24 protein-coding genes and 1 pseudogene are annotated in these 18346 nt (G+C 32.6%); 3 read left to right on the forward strand and 22 right to left on the reverse strand.

Annotated features, from left to right (window positions below; genetic code table 11):
• Nucleotides 1-2 precede the first annotated feature (2 nt).
• The 7 genes from I5818_RS18480 to I5818_RS18510 form a co-directional block, all read right to left on the reverse strand.
• Nucleotides 3-656, reverse strand: coding sequence for a response regulator (locus I5818_RS18480; protein WP_078109442.1), 654 nt, complete (start codon nucleotides 654-656; stop codon nucleotides 3-5).
• Between the two features lie 17 nt (nucleotides 657-673).
• The gene (locus tag I5818_RS18485) at nucleotides 674-1870 is read right to left on the reverse strand and encodes a sensor histidine kinase (protein ID WP_209391797.1); all 1197 of its coding nucleotides are present in this window, start codon (nucleotides 1868-1870) and stop codon (nucleotides 674-676) included.
• A gap of 256 nt (nucleotides 1871-2126) precedes the next feature.
• Nucleotides 2127-2582 (reverse strand): PaaI family thioesterase, encoded by a 456-nt coding sequence (locus I5818_RS18490; RefSeq protein WP_078109444.1) that lies wholly within the window; start codon nucleotides 2580-2582, stop codon nucleotides 2127-2129.
• 33 nt (nucleotides 2583-2615) lie between these two features.
• The gene (locus I5818_RS18495) at nucleotides 2616-2948 is read right to left on the reverse strand and encodes a branched-chain amino acid transporter permease (RefSeq protein WP_078109445.1); all 333 of its coding nucleotides are present in this window, start codon (nucleotides 2946-2948) and stop codon (nucleotides 2616-2618) included.
• A complete protein-coding gene (gene azlC / locus I5818_RS18500) occupies nucleotides 2945-3712 on the reverse strand; it encodes an azaleucine resistance protein AzlC (protein ID WP_071977127.1) in 768 nt (255 codons plus the stop codon). Before azlC ends, I5818_RS18495 begins: the two co-directional genes overlap by 4 nt.
• Before the next feature lie 12 nt (nucleotides 3713-3724).
• Nucleotides 3725-4198, reverse strand: a complete 474-nt coding sequence (locus tag I5818_RS18505) for an Lrp/AsnC family transcriptional regulator (RefSeq protein ID WP_071977126.1) — start codon at nucleotides 4196-4198, stop codon at nucleotides 3725-3727.
• Between the two features lie 430 nt (nucleotides 4199-4628).
• A complete protein-coding gene (locus I5818_RS18510) occupies nucleotides 4629-4772 on the reverse strand; it encodes a hypothetical protein (RefSeq protein ID WP_169846869.1) in 144 nt (47 codons plus the stop codon).
• Nucleotides 4773-5308: 536 nt separating this feature from the next.
• Here I5818_RS18510 and I5818_RS18515 point away from each other — a divergent pair.
• Nucleotides 5309-6499, forward strand: coding sequence for a cytochrome P450 family protein (locus tag I5818_RS18515; protein ID WP_078109446.1), 1191 nt, complete (start codon nucleotides 5309-5311; stop codon nucleotides 6497-6499).
• 286 nt (nucleotides 6500-6785) lie between these two features.
• Here I5818_RS18515 and I5818_RS18520 read toward each other — a convergent pair whose 3' ends face one another.
• The 3 genes from I5818_RS18520 to I5818_RS18530 form a co-directional block, all read right to left on the reverse strand.
• A complete protein-coding gene (locus I5818_RS18520; protein ID WP_071977124.1) occupies nucleotides 6786-7487 on the reverse strand; it encodes an MBL fold metallo-hydrolase in 702 nt (233 codons plus the stop codon).
• 235 nt (nucleotides 7488-7722) lie between these two features.
• Nucleotides 7723-8019, reverse strand: coding sequence for a hypothetical protein (locus I5818_RS18525; protein ID WP_071977123.1), 297 nt, complete (start codon nucleotides 8017-8019; stop codon nucleotides 7723-7725).
• 174 nt (nucleotides 8020-8193) lie between these two features.
• Nucleotides 8194-8430 (reverse strand): hypothetical protein, encoded by a 237-nt coding sequence (locus I5818_RS18530; RefSeq protein WP_071977122.1) that lies wholly within the window; start codon nucleotides 8428-8430, stop codon nucleotides 8194-8196.
• A 546-nt stretch (nucleotides 8431-8976) separates the two neighbouring features.
• Here I5818_RS18530 and I5818_RS26305 point away from each other — a divergent pair.
• Nucleotides 8977-9099: a hypothetical protein gene (locus tag I5818_RS26305; protein WP_260838797.1), complete on the forward strand. Its 123-nt coding sequence runs from the start codon at nucleotides 8977-8979 to the stop codon at nucleotides 9097-9099.
• Nucleotides 9100-9276: 177 nt separating this feature from the next.
• The gene (locus I5818_RS18535) at nucleotides 9277-9633 is read left to right on the forward strand and encodes a hypothetical protein (RefSeq protein WP_071977121.1); all 357 of its coding nucleotides are present in this window, start codon (nucleotides 9277-9279) and stop codon (nucleotides 9631-9633) included.
• A 124-nt stretch (nucleotides 9634-9757) separates the two neighbouring features.
• Here I5818_RS18535 and I5818_RS18540 read toward each other — a convergent pair whose 3' ends face one another.
• From I5818_RS18540 to I5818_RS18595, 12 genes and pseudogenes are all read right to left on the reverse strand, one after another.
• Nucleotides 9758-10192 carry an SRPBCC family protein gene (locus I5818_RS18540; RefSeq protein ID WP_071977120.1) on the reverse strand — a complete coding sequence of 145 codons (435 nt, stop codon included), beginning with the start codon at nucleotides 10190-10192 and terminating at the stop codon, nucleotides 9758-9760.
• Between the two features lie 492 nt (nucleotides 10193-10684).
• Nucleotides 10685-11059 carry a VOC family protein gene (locus I5818_RS18545; protein ID WP_071977119.1) on the reverse strand — a complete coding sequence of 125 codons (375 nt, stop codon included), beginning with the start codon at nucleotides 11057-11059 and terminating at the stop codon, nucleotides 10685-10687.
• Between the two features lie 82 nt (nucleotides 11060-11141).
• Nucleotides 11142-12101, reverse strand: coding sequence for an RNA polymerase sigma factor (locus I5818_RS18550; RefSeq protein ID WP_071977118.1), 960 nt, complete (start codon nucleotides 12099-12101; stop codon nucleotides 11142-11144).
• 228 nt (nucleotides 12102-12329) lie between these two features.
• Nucleotides 12330-12506, reverse strand: a complete 177-nt coding sequence (locus tag I5818_RS18555; RefSeq protein WP_169846941.1) for a hypothetical protein — start codon at nucleotides 12504-12506, stop codon at nucleotides 12330-12332.
• 168 nt (nucleotides 12507-12674) lie between these two features.
• Complete coding sequence (locus tag I5818_RS18560; protein ID WP_071977117.1) at nucleotides 12675-12941, reverse strand: PHP domain-containing protein; 267 nt, start codon at nucleotides 12939-12941, stop codon at nucleotides 12675-12677.
• A gap of 65 nt (nucleotides 12942-13006) precedes the next feature.
• A complete protein-coding gene (locus tag I5818_RS18565) occupies nucleotides 13007-13513 on the reverse strand; it encodes a PHP domain-containing protein (RefSeq protein WP_071977116.1) in 507 nt (168 codons plus the stop codon).
• Between the two features lie 308 nt (nucleotides 13514-13821).
• Nucleotides 13822-13959 (reverse strand): hypothetical protein, encoded by a 138-nt coding sequence (locus I5818_RS18570; protein ID WP_158022232.1) that lies wholly within the window; start codon nucleotides 13957-13959, stop codon nucleotides 13822-13824.
• Between the two features lie 49 nt (nucleotides 13960-14008).
• A pseudogene (locus I5818_RS18575) lies at nucleotides 14009-14248 on the reverse strand (transposase); the annotation flags it as partial.
• A 149-nt stretch (nucleotides 14249-14397) separates the two neighbouring features.
• On the reverse strand, nucleotides 14398-14571 hold the full coding sequence (locus tag I5818_RS18580; RefSeq protein WP_158022231.1) for a hypothetical protein: 174 nt from the start codon (nucleotides 14569-14571) through the stop codon (nucleotides 14398-14400).
• A gap of 187 nt (nucleotides 14572-14758) precedes the next feature.
• Nucleotides 14759-16183 carry an MFS transporter gene (locus I5818_RS18585; RefSeq protein ID WP_071977114.1) on the reverse strand — a complete coding sequence of 475 codons (1425 nt, stop codon included), beginning with the start codon at nucleotides 16181-16183 and terminating at the stop codon, nucleotides 14759-14761.
• Between the two features lie 144 nt (nucleotides 16184-16327).
• Nucleotides 16328-16909, reverse strand: coding sequence for a TetR/AcrR family transcriptional regulator (locus I5818_RS18590; RefSeq protein ID WP_071977113.1), 582 nt, complete (start codon nucleotides 16907-16909; stop codon nucleotides 16328-16330).
• A 296-nt stretch (nucleotides 16910-17205) separates the two neighbouring features.
• On the reverse strand, nucleotides 17206-18255 hold the full coding sequence (locus I5818_RS18595) for a DUF3231 family protein (RefSeq protein ID WP_139254943.1): 1050 nt from the start codon (nucleotides 18253-18255) through the stop codon (nucleotides 17206-17208).
• Nucleotides 18256-18346: the final 91 nt, after the last annotated feature.

The raw sequence follows: 18346 nt of genomic DNA on the forward strand, positions 1-18346 counted from the left end.
TTTTATTTATCTACTAAACGGAATAAACCTTGATCTAAAGCAATAGCAACAGCTTCTGCACGAGAGTTAACACCAAGTTTATTGTAAATATTGGTTAAATGGGCTTTAACAGTACGTTCAGCAATCCCCATATCAAAAGCAATTGCTTTGCTTTTATAACCTTTAGCAACTGCTTGCAGTATGAATAATTCTTTCTCTGTTAAAGAATTAGATAGTTGAGTATGATTATTAAATTTTTTCTCCTTGAATTTTAATAGTTTTTCCATTAACTCAGGCTGTAAAAGAGTTTCACCTCTGATTGCAGATTCTAACGTTCTAAATAAATTTTCTCTACTTGTATCTTTTAATAAGAACCCTTTAGCTCCTAACTCCATTCCTGTAACCATTAATTCATCTTCATTATATGTAGTTAATATAATAACTGGAATAGTAATACCTTGTTTATTCATTATTTTTAAAGTATCTAATCCACTCATAATAGGCATATTTAAATCCAGTAAAATAATATCTGGTTTTGCATTATCAATCATTTCTAAGGCTACTTTTCCATTATCTGCTTCACCTATAACCTGAAACAATTTATTGGTCTCTAAAATTAATTTTAGCCCTTCCCTAACAACTAAATGATCATCAACAATTAATATTTTATAGTTCAAATGTTATACCCCCTGTATCAAATAGGAACAGTAATAAACAATTTGGTCCCTTTTCCTGGCGTACTTTCTATTGTCAATGTGCCTCCAACTAACCTTATACGTTCTTGTAAGCCTAAAAGTCCAAATTTACCCGTTTGTTTTCCAATATTTTTTGTAGAAAAACCGATTCCGTTATCAGAAACTTCCATATATAACTTTCCACCTTGTTGTTCAATCTTAATCTGTACCTTTTTTGCCTGAGAATGTTTCATTATATTAGTTAGGGATTCACGGATTATATATATACCATATTCCATTGATAAATTAGGTAAAGAATGAACAGGTTTAATTTCCTGTTCTACATGTATACCTGTTATTTCTTCAAATTTTTTTATTTCATCTAACACAGCTGAATGGAAATCAATATACTCTAATGTCTCTGTTCTCAAATTATCAATCACTGTTCTAGCATCTTTTAACGTTTCTCTTGCCTGTTGCATCGAACTGACGACAATTTCATTCGATCTAGAAATATTTCCATTTTTTATATGTACATTAACTGCTTCTAATTGCATAATCAGTCCTGCCAAACCTTGGGCTAATGTATCGTGTAAATCTCTAGCCATTCGTTGTCTTTCATTTACTAAAGTTAGTTCCTCAACTTTTTGGTATGCTAGTCCTAACTGTTGTAAATAAAACTCCATACGCTCTTTTGCACTAACTTGCCGGTTATAGCTAAGCGTATAGAAAATTACTATCAGTAAAATTAAGAAGAATATAGGAATAAAAATTGGTAGCTCACTTGCCCCATAATTTATAGTGATAGCAATGCAATATAAACCATAAGATAGCATAAAAAATAATATAACTTTTATTTTACTTTTTAGAATAATAATACTTTGTGCTATTAAAACTGGTAGTAATCCAATTAATACAACTGGAGACCCTTTAGGTAATAGAAAAGCTGAAATAAACAATATACACTCCTGAGCCAAAAAGTAAAACCAATACTTATTATTATTAAATAAACGGAAAAAAAAATATAGGAATGCATGTATTACTATAATTAAACTGAAAATTAAACTATGAATAAGCATGGGGTGTTGAATATTTTGCAGTATTAATGCCCCTATATACATCAAAAAAATCCAAAATATAATAGGTATTTGCGAAAATATTACTACTTCATTTGGTTCCTGCATTAGCGCTTTATTATATGGCTTGAATTTCTCCATACTCCTTTCACCACCTCACTACTATTTTATACTTTCTCCTTATTTTATTTACTGTCCGTTAGTACATACCCAAAAGGGCAATCAAATCCTTCTTGGAGATCAAATTTGCATTAAGTAAATTTTTTCACCGTTTTTAAATAACAAAAAAGCTGACGATTTTCTATCAATCAGCTCCCACACTCTTGTTTAAATGAATATCTCATAATTTTTTTTAAGAGGTATGAACAATAATGAGTACCTAAAACTTGTACCACTTTTATTCTTGTTGATCAATATCAATAAAATAATGATCCTTTCGGTAAGAAACTGCCTCCATTGTAGCGATTAGTTTTTCTTCATGAAAAATCTCAATTCTATAGAATCCGGTACGAAAGTTTCTTCTTACTTCCGTTGCACGTGCGACTATCTTGTCTCCAGGTTTTGCCGATTCCATAAACTGAATGGTCGTCGATAGTCCTACCGAAGTTTTTCCATATGCATTACAGGCTACCGAAAATGCATGATCGGCCAACGCATACATAATTGCCCCATGAACCGTTCCGTATGCATTTACCATATGGCTTTGCACATCTAGGGTTGCTTCTGCAAATCCTGCCTCAAATTTTGTTAACTTAATGCCTAAGGATTGAGCATATGGATCATTTTTCACTTGGTTATAAATTTGTTCGTAGTGTTTTTTATAAATTTGATACTCATCAATTTTCTCTTTCACAAAAATCCACCCCTTTACTAGATTTTGCAATATTTAAAAGACCATTTGCACCAATAACATGTAAATAATCGTTCCTCCAGCTATCGAGAGGAACATATTTTTCTTCCAAAAATGAAGAATTACAACAGTAATCACTCCTAATAATTCAGGGATACCATGACTTCCAGATAATATTCTTACATCCTTTAAACTATAAATGACCAAAAGCCCGAATACCGATGATGGTAGCACTTTGCCCAAGTATTGTATGTACTTCGGTGTGTTTTTTCCCGATGGAAAAACGATGAATGGAACAAACCTTGTAAGCATTGTACCGAAAACCACCATGGCAACAATAATAATTTGTTGAGTTATATTCATTGTCATTTAGCTTCAACCTCAACTTTCTCCAATGACTTTTTAGACAGAGTCAGTAGCCCCAAAATTGCTATCATGGCAGGGATAATGAAATTGTTTCCACCAAAAACAATTAGACAGACAATTGAAGCTCCTAAACCTACAAGTGAACTTATATGTTTTTCTTCCTTCATCCATTGTTCAATAAAGATAACGACAAAAAGTGCAGTCATGACAAATTCAAGTCCATCCGTATTGAACTTAATAAAAGATCCAAAAATACCACCTAAGGTTGCACCTAATACCCAATAAAATTGATTGAATAGTGTGACAAAAAACATAACCCAGTTTTTATCTACATCCTTTGGTACATTAATTGTACTATTGATTGCAAAAGATTCGTCGCAGAGCCCAAATATCATATACCACTTTTTCTTTCCCGCTCCCCCATATTTATCTAGCATTGATATGCCGTAAAACAAATGTCGTGCATTAACCATTAATGTTAGTAGTAATGCATTTATCGGATTGAAAGACATAAGCAATAAATTTGCTGCCACAAATTCCATTGAACCTGCAAATATTAACAAACTCATCAAAATCGGGTAAATCGCAGTAAAGCCCAATGAATTCATAAAGATTCCATAAGCAGCCCCCAAAAAGACAAATCCTGCAAAAATCGGGAGTGTATATGGGAAAGCCGTTCGAAAGGCAATCCATATTTGATTTCTATTTTTTATTTGCTTGGATATCCTAACCGGATTTACATCTAAAGATTCTTTGTTTGCATTCAAAGTAGTTACCTCCTAAACTTCATCAATTGGCACACTGACCGTCCTTTTTTCTGTACTCATTACCATGCTTGTGTCAACTCCATTAATTGCAGGATTCTCCATTAATGAATCAATGATAAAATTCCGGTAACTCTCCATATCCTTTGCTACTATCTTAAGCATAAAGTCATGGCTTCCTGTTAGTGTGTAACACTCTTGAACCTGCGGATATTTGTTTATATCCTCTATAAATGAATGAATTGTTTCCCTATTTAAAGGTGATAAATTAATGAGAGCTAATGCTGTGACTTCAATTCCTAGTTTTTTCTCATCGACAATCGTCGTAAACTTTTGAATAATACCCGCTTCCACCAAGTTTTTTGTTCTTGAAAGGCAAGCAGATGGTGAAAGTCCAATTTTCTTTGATAAATTTAGATTGGATATCGATGCATCTTCCTGCAATTCCCTTAATATTGCCTTATCGTAATCGTCCAGAATAAACGCCATTTCGCAACCCCTCAATATTATTTAGTAAATATTATTTTGTATGTTTCATATATTAACGAATTATCCATTGTTTATCAATAAATAATTAAACATAAATTTACGAAAAATAATCAAAACAAGAATAAAATTTATTTAAATTCAATTCAAAATTTATGCAATTGCTGGTAAAAATTAATCATCTATATCAAAAGGACAGTACCCGTTTTCATTTGGGCCCTGTCCCTTTTGTGGAAATTTACAAATCTTATCTACTTCAAATTTCACCTATTTTTCGAATGGAAATTTTTTGAATTAAAAAGATATACAAAATAACATCTTTGATATTCCAGCGAATAAAGCTGATGAAAACTTTATATTAATGAACTTATCACTTGGTTGTCGTCCAACACATATTTATTGGTATCTTTAGCGAAGCATCGCCCTGGTATGATTACTGAAATAAACCAAATAGCCAAGCTATCATATACATTGGAACAGCGACAATGATCATCCCTGCAAGTAAATAGCTAATCGACCTTAAAATAAATTTAAAAATATCAAATAAAGCACCTGCTAAATCATCAACAAATCTCAATTATAAAAAACCCTCCCCAATTTGTAATTTGGTAATTCCATCTTAACAGAATTCCCCTTTTTAGGAATAAATTATATAGAGCAGATTTATACGATATGCTTACACCACTATTCTCGCAATGTTAGTGGAACAAAAAAAGATCGCCACCGCGACCATATCTTTTTTTACTCTTGCCCGTGTTACTTTAAGTGATACATATTAGACTATGTAATTTTTACGGCTATTATATTAACTGACAAACTCTTGAGATATTCTTTTCCCATCCTTTAACTGTTCAGTAAATTGTCCGTCTGTATATTCATTTATTACATTCTTCCAAAATAATTGCGCTGGTACATTTTTTGAAATTTGAAAAACCTCCCAATTGGATTATCCTTCTTCACTACCCTGAACGTTGAACACAAGATTCCCAGGAATTAGTTTTTAAATGAAGAATATATTTATTACTAGTTTTTCCAACCATGATTGCAGGAAAAGAATATGTAAACGCGAATATATGATAAAAAGACTTGATTTAGAAAGGGAGTATAGCACGCATGGATACTAAATCGCTTGACTTGTTTTCGCAGGAGTTTCACCAAAATCCTTATGATTATTACAATAAAATCCGACCACACCAACCATTTGCAAAAGTGAAGATGTTTAACGAAGGACATCATTATTCATGGATGGCTTTTACGTATGAAGCAGCGGTAGCCGTGTTAAAAGATCCGAGGTTTATAAAAGATATGCGGACAGTCTTCCCTGATGAAGTGACAGACGAAAATCTGCCTCCAATAACTCAAAGCATGCTTTTTGTTGATCCACCTGACCATCGCCGCCTACGCAGCCTTGTACAAAGTGGCTTTACGCCCAAAAGGATTGAGATGTTAAGAGGGCGCATTGAGGATATTGCAAGAGAACAAGCATGGCTCATGAGAAACAAAGAAACGGTTGACTTTATAGAAGAATATGCGTTTCCGATTCCAATTAGAGTCATCTGTGAATTGCTTGGCATCCCATCTGAAGATCGTCTTGATTTCCAGCGCTGGTCCAATGTAATAGTGGAGATTAGTGATAGTCCTAGATACGATGAGGCTATGGTGGAATTTATGGCTTATCTGGAGAAAATGATTGAAAAAAAGCGTGAATCTCCTAAGGAGGATTTGCTGTCTGATTTAATTCAAGCAGAGGAAGGAGGAGATCGTTTAACTGTAAGCGAATTGTATGGTGTCGTTATGCTTCTAATTGTGGCAGGACATGAAACGACTGTGAATCTAATTGCCAATGGTTTACTGGCGCTGCTTACACACCAAGACCAGCTTGCAATGCTAAAAGAAGACCATTCCCTTGTAGCACAAGCCATTGAAGAATTGCTACGATTTAATGGTCCAGTTGAGTTCAGTACAGACCGTTGGGCGAAGGAGTCCTTTACCTTTATGGGACAGCAAGTTGAGAAAGGGGACCATGTCATTGTGTCTCTTGCGTCAGCGGATCATGATCCAGCGACGTTTTCTGATCCCAGTACCCTCGACATTACAAGGGAAAAAAGTCCGCATCTTGCGTTTGGAAAAGGCATCCACTATTGTCTAGGTGCCCCTCTTGCCCGGCTTGAAGGCGAAATTGCCCTACGCGTTTTGCTGGAAGAATACCCAAATCTTAGCCTTGCAGCTGAACTGAATGAACTTGAATGGCGACAAAGCCTTGTTATTCGTGGATTGAAACAGTTGCCTATCAAGCTTCTTTAAAGAAACACATCAAGAACAAGCAGCGATTGGAGCCATTTAAATTGACATGTTATCCCTTCTACAAAAGAAGACGATTTGTTTTTTGTGATACATCTAAGCAATTAGGGAATATGGAAAATTAATTTTTTTATTGATTATGTTTTTCTTTTATTTAATTTAAAACTTCAATGGATTTTCTATTTAACGGAGAATCCACTGAAGTATTTGGATGTAATAATATAACCACAATATTTTAGTTTACTTTATTTTTTACACCTGTTTAGTGAATAAGGAATCTTTGATTTTACTATTCAAATTTGAGTAAATCCGAAATAAATCTATTTATATTTCCTTTTAAGATCGTGCCGTGTCCCGTACATAAATATTCAACATCAAATTTGTTAATAACCCTTAAACCATCGATAAATAAATTAAAATGATGTTCTCTTTTCATTTCTTCGTTTTGAGACCAATCAGACACAAACTGCTTAAACTTTTCTCTTTCAAGAGTACCTATATCTACAACTTTATTATCGTTTAAAGATTCTCCAAAAAAGCAAATATGATCTCCACAAAATAGCGTTTTGCTTTTACGATGATATAGTAAGACAGAACCTTTTGTATGATGTCCAAGGAGAACACATTCTAAATTGCCTGCAGTTAAACCGTTATCGGGGAGATTCATCTTTAGTTTGTGTCTAAGATTTTGGGGTACCAAATCTAAATCTTTCCTATGAATAAATCCGTCTACTTCTCCTATGTGTTGAATTCCCCCAATATGGTCCTTATGACCGTGTGTGGCAATAAAGTGAGTTACATCACTATTAGAAATCCCTTTACTATTTAGTGCAGAGAACAGGAATTGAGAATGTTCTTCTTTTCCTGAGTCAATAAGCAAAATATCATTGGCATCGAGCAACAAGTAGCAGTTATTATATGAGTCCCAGGATTCATCCCAAACTAAAAAAGCATACACATCTTTCGTTATTTCTTCGAGATACGTATTCATTTAATTCCCCCAATACTCTACGGTTATTAAGGAATATTCGTTTAATCCTTTGTTAATACCTTCTTCACATAAATTGCCTCTTTAGTCGAATAAGAAAAAAGAGCTAAAAAAAAGCCCTTCTCACTAGAGTGGGGCTATTTCTTGCTTAACTAAAGCCCACGTTACTGAAATAAGAACTGAGCTTACCAAGCGTGATAAATCTGTTTAATTGTTATTCGGCATGGCTGCGGTTGATTTAATAAACAATTTCTCGTAGGAATGGCATAACAACAACCATGACAAACAAAGCGATGGCGACGTAAAGGATGGTTCCGGCTATTGGTAGGATCCATTTTTGCTTCTTGTATTGTATCCAGTAATTAACTGCCCACATGACAAGCAGAAAACCAAAAAGACAGAATTTAAATATGTCAAAGATGGGGTCTTGGGCTGGGCTAATATTTATCACAGAGAAAAATGCGAGAATACCGATAACTCCCAATAGGATTAAATTGACAACATGCACGACAATATTATAAGAATTGTTATTCATTAAACCTCCCCCCGATCATTTATAGTTCACAATCTCAATTTATTAATCTCATTCTTGATACGATTGCTTTTCAACAGTAGCAACTTTAATATATTCAATAAGAAGAGTGGGCATCCTTCTTGTTGAAATGCACCCGTTCGTTTAAATACTTACCTTCACAAAGATGAACCACAGTTAGCCATAGTATTTATGAAACCATCCCACAATTAGAATCATACTCACTATCCCCCATACCGTAGTTCCCACTATCCACCAAACTATTAATTTGGTCGAACCTTTTGTGCTTTCTATATTATTTTCCATATTTGTTTTTATAAAGGCGAGTTTATTCTCCATATTTTTCTTCATGGAAACGAGCACAACAAATCCGAATATGATAAAACCAACAGTCATCCAAAGCATTAATTCCACTTTTAATACCCCTTTTTTGTGAATACTTTCTAACCTGATTATAACCACCCATAGCATTAGTTTTTTATTTAACTTTACAATTTTTTATTCAACAATCCTGCCTCTTTAGCTTAATAACTTTAAAAAAGCATTAATCCTCCATAGATAAACGCCACATTAAGTTTAAGAGCATTCTTTCACTCACTTTTAATGTTATTATATTTTAACTGTAAAATATTTTTAAACGTTTACAGAAAGCATTTAGAATTGCAACAATTATAAACAAAAAGCATAAATTTATTAGACGGTAAATCCAATGTACCCCATCAAATACGTCTAGATTTCCATATATTACAATAGCAACAATAATAAAATAAATCAGAGTGCTTTTTTATAATATCCTCCTTTCCGATGATTTGTGGATCTCTTTAGTCCTTATTTAAATTAGTTAGTTCCATATTATCAATATTCAGCTAAGTTTCAAGGCATTAAAAATAGGACTATTTTATTAAAACAAAGGAGTTTTCCTTTATTTTTAGAAGTAGTTATTAAGTCAGTTAAAAGAGGTTGAGATTAAGGAATGTTGAACGAACAATCAAGGTAATAGCAGAATTAACAGAGTTTATTCGTTTAACAGAGAAATATATTGATGACACCTTTGAGAAGATGATTATCAAAGAATATGCTTAAACAGTAAGTGAAAAAAACAGCTTAGAAGATGAATCAATTAGGTTATGAAATTGGACCAAGTGATGTAACTGTTATACTTAGAAAAAGATTTAAGGATGATGAACTACATAGTGTTGTCCGTAAGTTTTATAAAAAAAATTAAGGAAGTGATTATTTTAATTCGAAGGAGAAATTGATATGAGACAACTGTGTATAATTTGTGTATTATTGTTATCACCATTCATAGGTTTGACAGGGTGTATTAGCGAAGCAAAAAGAGATCGCATGGTATCAGACGAAAAAGGGAAATATAATCTTTATATAGTTGGCGATGATATAATCGACAATAAATTAGAAAAAGAAACAGATATTAATAACATCTTTAGAATGATTATAGAATCAGATTATAAAAATTCAAAAAATAATACACCATACTTGAAAATCACTGAAAATAAACCTAATTATTTTGTATTTGATAGTAAGGATTTAGTTTATCAAACTACTTCTTATAAAAATTTAGTAAAATATTTAAAAGAGCATCCAAATGCTAAATAACATCATTAGAATTGCTTGAATTATTGCCCTTCTCAATCGAGAAGGCTTTTTCTATTAAACTAAAGCCCCCGTTAGTTTAATAAAAAGGTTAATCTTTATATTTATTAGTATCCCCTTAAATTCTCTAAAAACTTCTTTCTTGATAAGGTGTGCCTTTCCCAAGCTCACAGTACTGCTTCAAGCTCAGCAAAAACATTGCCCAGTTGTAATTGCAATACTTGTAACATGACGTAATTTCTTTCCACTGGTCATGGCTAAAATCAACCTTTGTGATGCCGTTAGATTCAGTTAATTCAAAAGTGATTGTAGTCCCGATCCATTCTGGTTCGGAATCAGCGTAAACGCATTCCCAGCTGACTCGCTTGTCTGCAACAAGCTCAATGACTTTCATTTTGGCTGTATCATTAGGACCAAAGCGAAACTCATTCACCTTTCCAACGACTGCTTCCACATTCAAATCCTTTGTCCATACTTCAGACAAGCCTTCCTTCGTTGTTAATGCTAGGTATACCAGATGGGCTGGTTTGTTTATTTTTTGCAATTGTGCAATACTTACCATGCGATCCAACTCCTCTTTCATGGTAAAATCCTTTCAAAATAACTAAAACTATACATTAGGTGGAATTGTAACATATTTTAAGAGGCATAATTTATTCAGTATTGCTTTTAAGGCGATTCCATTAATCCACCTATGAGTGCTTAATCGATAATATACTGAAGTTACATCCTTCAAGTATATCAAGATTTTGTTCGAGATTTTTCTTATAGTACGTTTCTATATTCACTTCGCAGTTTTAAATCTCCTATTTCGGTTACTCAATTATATTGCCCCATTGTTGAATACAGGTTAAACATCGAGCTTCAACTAACTTGCCCCGTTTGTTTAAATACATTCCTTCAAAAGCTTGTCTTTTATATTTCATTTAATACAGGAATACTACTCCTTTACTAAAGCAAAAAAGGGTATTAGTTCTTCATCAATTAATATTCCCACTTTTTAAGTAGAAAGGATGCAAAAAATGCATCCTATAAAAATATTTAATTTTTTATATTAACCAGTACAAATCATTATTATATTTCTATCAGGATCACTAATAGTAAAATAAGAGAAATCATCAAAATTTACAATTTCCGATTCAATTTTATATCCCAAACTATTTACGTAATTATACGCTACGTAGATTTGATCTGTGTGAAAATTAAATAACGGATATTCGCAATTTTTCGTTCTTTTTATTTTCTCTTCTGGTCCTGCATCCAAGGTTAATCCAGTGTAATCGCTAATTTTAATATTATATACTGGCCTTCTAATTTCTGCGGTATCGTATTCTTGACCTAGTAATTGTGAATACCAAATTACTGATCTCTTTAGATTACTTACATGGACAAAAATAGTATTGATTTGGTTTTTAATTGGACTGTTCATTCTTTTCACTCCTCTAATAATTTGAATCATATAGTGATTCATTTATATAACGGAGAAAGAAGAAAAAACCTTACATTAATGTTTAAAAAATGTGATAAAAATATTGCGCATTCAAATTTACGTTTAGTTCTTTAGCAGCTCTTTTCATTAAATCCCAAGAAAAACAATAGAATTTCCAATAGGATACCTTTTCTTCTACTAACTCAAAGAAATGTATATTGTTAAGATATAATTGATTATCTAACTTCTGCTCAAACTCAACAATAACATTCCGTCCCCATAGCTCTATATACTGGGAAATGATTTTATGTTGTTTTTGAACAATTTCTGCCCAATCTTTTAATGAGTTTTTCTCCGTTTCATTTTTACCCATTTCTAGTCCAGAATGTGTTATCTCAGTCATTACATTTTCATCTAATAAAGAAGCTATTAGTTTTGGATTTTTATCCCTAAATCCCTTTAATAATAAATCTATCGTTGGATTTATAGGAAGTTCTTTTACTGCATGGGCGTAGCTATTTTTTTTATTAGAATTATGGTACTCACGCATTTTATTTCTTGCTCTACTCAAGTTTGTATAAACTGCCCCCTCCGAGGATGACATAATCTCTGCTACTTCGCTTCCCTTAAATTGAAGAACATCTGATAAGATTAGTGCCACGTATTGGTTCGGAGTTAAATACCTTATCAATAATTCCAAGTGTTCCATTACTAAAAATTCTTTTGAAGTATCCTTTTCATTAAAAACTACATCATCGAAAGACAAATTTGTATGTTTTTGTTTTCTTACCTGATCAATCCATAGATTAGTAGCAATTTTAAACAAATAAGCTCTCGTATTTAAAGGTTGAAATATTTTAGCTAGAACTGACAATGATCTTAATAAAGTATCTTGTACTAAATCTTCAGCATCCCAGGGGGATCTTGTTAATCTATAACAATAATTCCACAATTCACTTCGATATGGCTCAATCTTTTGTTTAAATTCTTGATCAATCTTTCTTAAATCATTACTTAATGAATTTAGATTTTCAATTGGCATATAGATCTCCATTTTTTTACTAAATTTGCTCTAACTTGTTTTATTCAACAATAAAGGATATTAATCCTGCTATAACTGCTGATACTTTACTTAAATTTTAAAAAAAGATCCCCCTTTTAAAGGGATGCCCCCGTTTGTTTAAGTACAACATTTTACAATCTTTTTGTTAAATAATAAAAAAGCGACCTCATTTAATGAAGAATCGCCCTCGATAATCTAAAGAAACATTTATTGAAATCCACCAGTATCTTTATTATCCCCCATCATATAATTTGAACTATCTCCTGGTTTATTGTTCGGATGAGTAGGTATTTGAGGATTATTATTGTTTTTCTTACGTCTCAAGTCAATAAAAATTGCAGATGCCAGAATCAAAAGGACAAAAATAAATAATATCCATAACATCTAGCTCACTCTCCTTGTAATTTCCATTTTACCACAATATACACATTTTGAATATTCTGATAAAAATATTCGTTAATCAACTAAACTGTCCCTTTAGTCGAATAAGAAAAAAGAGTTGAAACTAATGAAAAAAAAGCCTATTTTGTACTACCATACAGGTTATTAAAGTTAACCCAAAATCTCAATATCTTTCAAATTCAACTTACTAAAATCAACCTTAATTGCCCCCATTTCATATATGACATTTGATCTATTGTTAAATCCACCGTGGTCATCATTGCCTATGGTTATTAACATATTATTTTTTTGACAAAAGTCTATAAGAACATTTGTTATTTCTTCTGTATGAGTTGTGTAATAACATTCAAAGCCATCTGCGCCCATATTTTCAAGTTTTTTTAAACAAGGTTCTATTTCAAAAAGATTATTCTTCATTGTTTCTCCGATATGGGCAATAACTGCTTTACCATTTGCATTATGTATTACATTTATTACATAATCTATTGATGGAAATGAACTTTTGGGTTTAATATTATAATCACTGATGAGATTAAAAAACTAGGAACATCAATAACTAAGTTTTTGCTCTTTAGGTAGTCAAAGCCTTTCCAACCACCGTTTTTTAGATTTCGATTGTAAGAATTAAAATCTTCTATACTTATTTCCTTGTAGTCAACACTCATCTTTTTTATTAATTGTATATCAATATCAGCATAAACCGTCTCACATTGTTTGCAAATATCAATTATCTCTTTATTTTCAAAATTGAAGTCATAAGCGAGGACATGAAATTCTTTATCTTCAAAAGAGGTAGAGATTTCTGCTCCTCGAATTAATTTAATTTGGTTCTCTTTACACAAAGGTATAAGCTCGTTATAAGCTGCTGTTGTGTTGTGGTCGCTTACACATAATAAGTCAATGCCGAGCTCTCTTGCCTTCTTGACAATTTCCTCAGGAGAACGGGTACTATCGGAATAGTGTGAATGAATATGTAAATCTGCATACATTATAATTTCACCTCTAACTTGTAATTGAATGTCTAATTCCTTTTTTCTTATATATTGATTAGCTGTATTCTACCATGACGGTCATGGACTCTTCTTCATTCTTGTTAACTATGTTTCTGCATTTGTAATTTCATTGAATTCCATCTCATTTAATAATAGTTTCCTGGATAGATAAAAACACAACTATTCAATAAGAACAAAGCATCCCTTATTAAAGGGATGCCCCCGTTAGTTGGATAAAAGTTATTTCTTCTTTCTTATTTGAATGTTTTTTTCCGTCAATAATCCCGCATTAAACACCGATAAAATCATGATGAAGAAAAACATTCCCGAACGGTTGGATCCCTCTTGTCAGCAATAAACTCAATACTAGAAAAATTAACATAAACAAAGCCTATAGCAACAAATATAGCTAAGATAAATTGCCCTTTTAAAGACTTAATCATAAAATGCCCCCTATAAATTGGATTTGAGTCAATATTTTGGACAACAATATTCATTCTCTTCTTGAAGGCGAAGCATTTGTTTCTTCATCTTGGCGATTTCATCAGCTGTGACAGTTGATCCATCCTCAGTTTGAATGGGGGAGAATTTCTTAATCCACGAATAGATTGTTACTTCAGAAACGCCATATTCACTACTTAAATCTTTTGCTGAGCTACCAGAGTTATAGAGATCAACGATCATCATTTTGAAATCTTCATTATATTTTTTACCTGTATTTTTGTTTCCCATATAGACACAACTTAGTTAAGGTTTTAAAAACTTAACTAAGTTGTGTCTATGAAAATATCCTAGCATCACTTATAAATGTGTTTACATTCTAAAATGAATTGAAATTATAAATAGGTTAATAGAAACATTTCAGACAATTAAAGTAATAGTTATTTTTCTTTTTTTGACTCGTAATCTGGGATGAAACCACCTAAAACAGCACATACAACAAGAATCCAATATGGAATAACATTCAATCCATTTGGTTCTAGATAAGCTTGATTGATTACGAGAATCGCACAACTTATGAGTATAAGTATAATTCCAATAATATTTCTAATCATGTTTTTTCCATCTCCTTTGGAACCCTTATTGAGCCAGCTCTTTAGAAAGAATATTGGTCTCTTTTAATATCGGCACTATTTTAATACGGATTTTTGCTACAAAATGTTTCATTACTATTAGTATTAGGGATATATTTTTCACAGCTACCTTCTGGAATAAAAATACTACTATTTTTCCACTATCCAATCACTTATCAATTGAATTATTTGTTACCAATGAAGAAGAATTCTTTTGCCTTAAAGTAAATGCTACTAATAGTCCAACCAGAGCAATGATAGCTTCAATAATCAATGCCATTCGCACTGCATCGGTCAAAAGTTCGTTCCCCATTTGTTCCAATGATCCACTGGTATTGAGGGTAGCTGAAACTATCGCCATAATTACTGCCAAACCAACTGCGGAGCCGATTTGTTGGCCTGTGTTTATAATAGCAGATGCAATCCCTTGTTGTTTCATTTCAATACCTAAACTAGCAGCAATAAACATTGTTGTAAATACAAATGCCTGCCCTAAACCTATAATAATAGTACCCAATATCATTGCCCAAATGGAGCCGTGTACAGTTAATTGGGTAAGAATGATAAAACCTATAGATCCAAGTACCATTCCAGTTCCCATTGTCCCTGCAATACCTATTTGGCTAATCATCTTGTTAATAAACTTAGAACCTACTAAAGCACTGAGTGTTAAAGGTAGAAAGCTCACTCCTGAAAGAATCGTAGAGTAATGTAATACTTCTTGAGTGTAAAGAGTCAAAAAATAGTAAAGTGTTCCAAAAGATGCAGAAAACAAAGCTGCACTGATTGTAGCACTGACTAAACTACGAATACGAATCAGACTAGAAGGAATTAAAGGTTCGCTCGTACGCTTTTCAATAATAATAAATAATAAAAGTAGACAAAATCCTAAAACTCCAGGAATGATTGTTGCTTGATTTGCCCAGCCCTTAAGTGGAGATTGAATAAGATAATAAACCACTAAAATCATGCCAGCCGTCACTGAAATAGTTCCAGCTAAATCATAATGACGAGTAGTTGACGTTACTTTACTCTCTTGTAGAGCAAATGGCGCCAGTAAAATAACGAGAATCGTAATTGGCACATTTACTAAGAAAATGGCTTCCCATCCAAAATAATTTGTTAACAACCCTCCAAGCAATAACCCAAGGGACAAACCTACTCCACCCATGGCTGCCCATACTGACATCGCATGGTTTCGTTCTTTGCCTTCTTCAAAATTTGACATTATCAATGATAGGGTTGCAGGAGACAATAATGCTCCTCCTAGCCCTTGAATACCTCTTGCTACAATCAACATCATATCAGAATTTACTAAACCTCCAAGTAAAGACCCTAAACCGAATAGTGCAGTTGCTATAATAAACATCCTTCTTCTTCCTAATAAATCTGACAATCTTCCCCCAATTAGTAAAAATCCCCCATAAACTAGAGAAAATGCACTTACTACCCATTGCAATGAATTTGCAGAGAAGCCTAATTCTACAGCAATAGATGGTAAGCCAACAAAGATAATAGTGTAATCGAGTGCTAAGATTAACTGAGATACAGCTAAAAGAGTTAGAGCTAACCCCTTAAATTTCTTTTCTTTCATTGAATATTCTTCCTTTCTTTCTAGACCAAACAGTCTATAATTAGAATAAAAAAATAATAAAACAATTCATCAAAACTAAACATTCTAGACTAACTAGTCAAAAATAATCAAAAATAGAATGAAGCCTTTTAATTAGCTTCACCTTTAGTCCAATGTCGTGAGAATCACAGAAACATAATCATCTAATACTTTATGATCCGATGATAACTTAGCCACCTGTGTTAACGAATATCTGGAGTGATTCAAATACTTAGCCAGAGCATTTATGTCTTTTTTCTTCCCAATTTCCCCCTGTTCTTGAGCACGTACTAAAGCTTTATAAAAAGCTTCTTCTAACCGTTTTAAATCATGGTTAAAAAACTCTGATATTTCCAAATCATGGGGTATTTGAGCGATTGCACTATCCATAATAAAGCATTCTTTACGCCTTGCATCATCCTTTAAGACGTTTATTCCCTCATAGAAAATTTCACTAATAGCCTTTTTTACTGACCCAGGACGCTCCAAATATGATATTACAGCAGCAGTTTTTCCATTTATATATTGTTTTACTGCAGAAATAAACAGATCCCTTTTTGTACCATAAGTGTCATATAAACTTTGACGTGCTATTCCTAAACCATCTAATAAATTTTGAAGCGAAGTGCCTTCGTAGCCATAATGTCCAAAAATCTCCATAGATTTATGTAGTACAATAGATGGATCAAATTCTTTATTTCTAGCCATTGGTTATTCTAACCTCCTTTCAGAATATTATTTTATTCATTTCGGACTGATTAGTCAATAAAGAAATCTTAATACTTCTTATTAATTCTTGTAAAACTAAAATGCCCCTTAGTTTAAATAAAAACAATTGCACAGTAACACGCCTGCACGAAAAACAATAAAATGCTTGATCCTTTAAATTATTTAGCAAAATGTTAAGAGATTAATAAGTTCAATTTAAAAAGGACAAAAAGTAGACCCTTCTAAAATATTTTACGGCTAGATTAGAAGTTGTTCAAGATGATCCAAATCCTATCTTATGATCTGTCATACGCTTCTGGCGGTGCCTCCAACCAACCTTTATCGATTAAGATATTCATGCCATCATCAACAAACAAGCCAATGTTCATAAGAGTTCTTAAATACAATAGATTTATATCTCTTCTTGCTGTTACCGCCAGTGAGTTTCCGAATGACCTTATCTTCATTGCGAACATGTCCACTTTATGGAACAACATTATTTTATCGGAAAAAGGTGAAAATGTAGATGTTGTAATCAAATGGTCTAGGTATGACGGTGATTGAAGGTGTTCCACGTGCAGTTTTTCCTGGTATTGCTTTACAGCTTTATTAGTCATGTCTAAGCCTCTTTTAAACAAAGCCTTTATCTTTTTATCTTGAACGATCTGATGGAATCCCAATAATAATGCCAAACTTGTTACGTTATTTTCAATGTTATCCCAAAGATGGATGATTTCTAATGCTTGTAATGGTCGGACTTCTCCAATAAAACCACTTAAGTAACTTTGTTTATCAATTTTATCAACTCCATCTGGTGTTGGTATGGTAGGAGGTGCAGCAATGAATTTTTTATCCATTAAAATATTATTAGTTTGCCCTAAAATGACGGTAGTGCATTGATTACAATAAATAAAAAATTCCCTTATATCCTCCCTCAATACCAATGGAACGGCTACTGCGTAAAGACTCAAACCTGCCTTAGCAGCATATTTTAAATAATGAACATAAAATTCATCTGCGTATAAACGAGGGGCACCAAGATTTACATCATCTTTAGTAAATCCAATTGGGATAGGGAAATTCTCCTTTTTAAAAAATCCTTCTATTCTATGCGTGAAATCATTTGCTAAAGCTAAACCATTTTCTAATAGCAGTCTAATATCTTCATCATCGCAATTTTGAAGAAAATAACTTAAAATTTGAATTGACATGCTGTTTCCCATATAGGTAGCCCAAAGTTTACCAATTTCAAAAGTTGTAAAAGGTTGGGGCTCATATAATATTTTGGGATTTATATTAAGTGGTTTTATCACATTCATTGGATTTAAATCTTTATCTATTGTCATAACTAATCTCCTTTTCCAGCATTTCTGCTTATGATTTCCAATGAAAAATAATTTAATTCCAACAAATCTTACCTTTAACTTGTAATGGTAA

The organism is Heyndrickxia oleronia (genome assembly GCF_017809215.1).
Taxonomy (GTDB): Bacteria; Bacillota; Bacilli; order Bacillales; family Bacillaceae_C; genus Heyndrickxia; species Heyndrickxia oleronia.

Bases quoted from the DNA above. Each gene is read 5' to 3' on its own strand.
- I5818_RS18485 (WP_209391797.1), bottom strand. From the start codon at position 1,870: ATGGAGAAATTCAAGCCATATAATAAAGCGCTAATGCAGGAACCAAAT.
- I5818_RS18495 (WP_078109445.1), bottom strand. From the start codon at position 2,948: ATGACAATGAATATAACTCAACAAATTATTATTGTTGCCATGGTGGTT.
- I5818_RS18505 (WP_071977126.1), bottom strand. From the start codon at position 4,198: ATGGCGTTTATTCTGGACGATTACGATAAGGCAATATTAAGGGAATTG.
- I5818_RS18515 (WP_078109446.1), top strand. From the start codon at position 5,309: ATGGATACTAAATCGCTTGACTTGTTTTCGCAGGAGTTTCACCAAAAT.
- I5818_RS18520 (WP_071977124.1), bottom strand. From the start codon at position 7,487: ATGAATACGTATCTCGAAGAAATAACGAAAGATGTGTATGCTTTTTTA.
- I5818_RS18525 (WP_071977123.1), bottom strand. From the start codon at position 8,019: ATGAATAACAATTCTTATAATATTGTCGTGCATGTTGTCAATTTAATC.
- I5818_RS18535 (WP_071977121.1), top strand. From the start codon at position 9,277: ATGAGACAACTGTGTATAATTTGTGTATTATTGTTATCACCATTCATA.
- I5818_RS18540 (WP_071977120.1), bottom strand. From the start codon at position 10,192: ATGGTAAGTATTGCACAATTGCAAAAAATAAACAAACCAGCCCATCTG.
- I5818_RS18545 (WP_071977119.1), bottom strand. From the start codon at position 11,059: ATGAACAGTCCAATTAAAAACCAAATCAATACTATTTTTGTCCATGTA.
- I5818_RS18550 (WP_071977118.1), bottom strand. From the start codon at position 12,101: ATGCCAATTGAAAATCTAAATTCATTAAGTAATGATTTAAGAAAGATT.
- I5818_RS18555 (WP_169846941.1), bottom strand. From the start codon at position 12,506: ATGTTATGGATATTATTTATTTTTGTCCTTTTGATTCTGGCATCTGCA.
- I5818_RS18560 (WP_071977117.1), bottom strand. From the start codon at position 12,941: ATGAAGAATAATCTTTTTGAAATAGAACCTTGTTTAAAAAAACTTGAA.
- I5818_RS18565 (WP_071977116.1), bottom strand. From the start codon at position 13,513: ATGTATGCAGATTTACATATTCATTCACACTATTCCGATAGTACCCGT.
- I5818_RS18570 (WP_158022232.1), bottom strand. From the start codon at position 13,959: ATGATTAAGTCTTTAAAAGGGCAATTTATCTTAGCTATATTTGTTGCT.
- I5818_RS18580 (WP_158022231.1), bottom strand. From the start codon at position 14,571: ATGATTAGAAATATTATTGGAATTATACTTATACTCATAAGTTGTGCG.
- I5818_RS18585 (WP_071977114.1), bottom strand. From the start codon at position 16,183: ATGAAAGAAAAGAAATTTAAGGGGTTAGCTCTAACTCTTTTAGCTGTA.
- I5818_RS18590 (WP_071977113.1), bottom strand. From the start codon at position 16,909: ATGGCTAGAAATAAAGAATTTGATCCATCTATTGTACTACATAAATCT.
- I5818_RS18595 (WP_139254943.1), bottom strand. From the start codon at position 18,255: ATGACAATAGATAAAGATTTAAATCCAATGAATGTGATAAAACCACTT.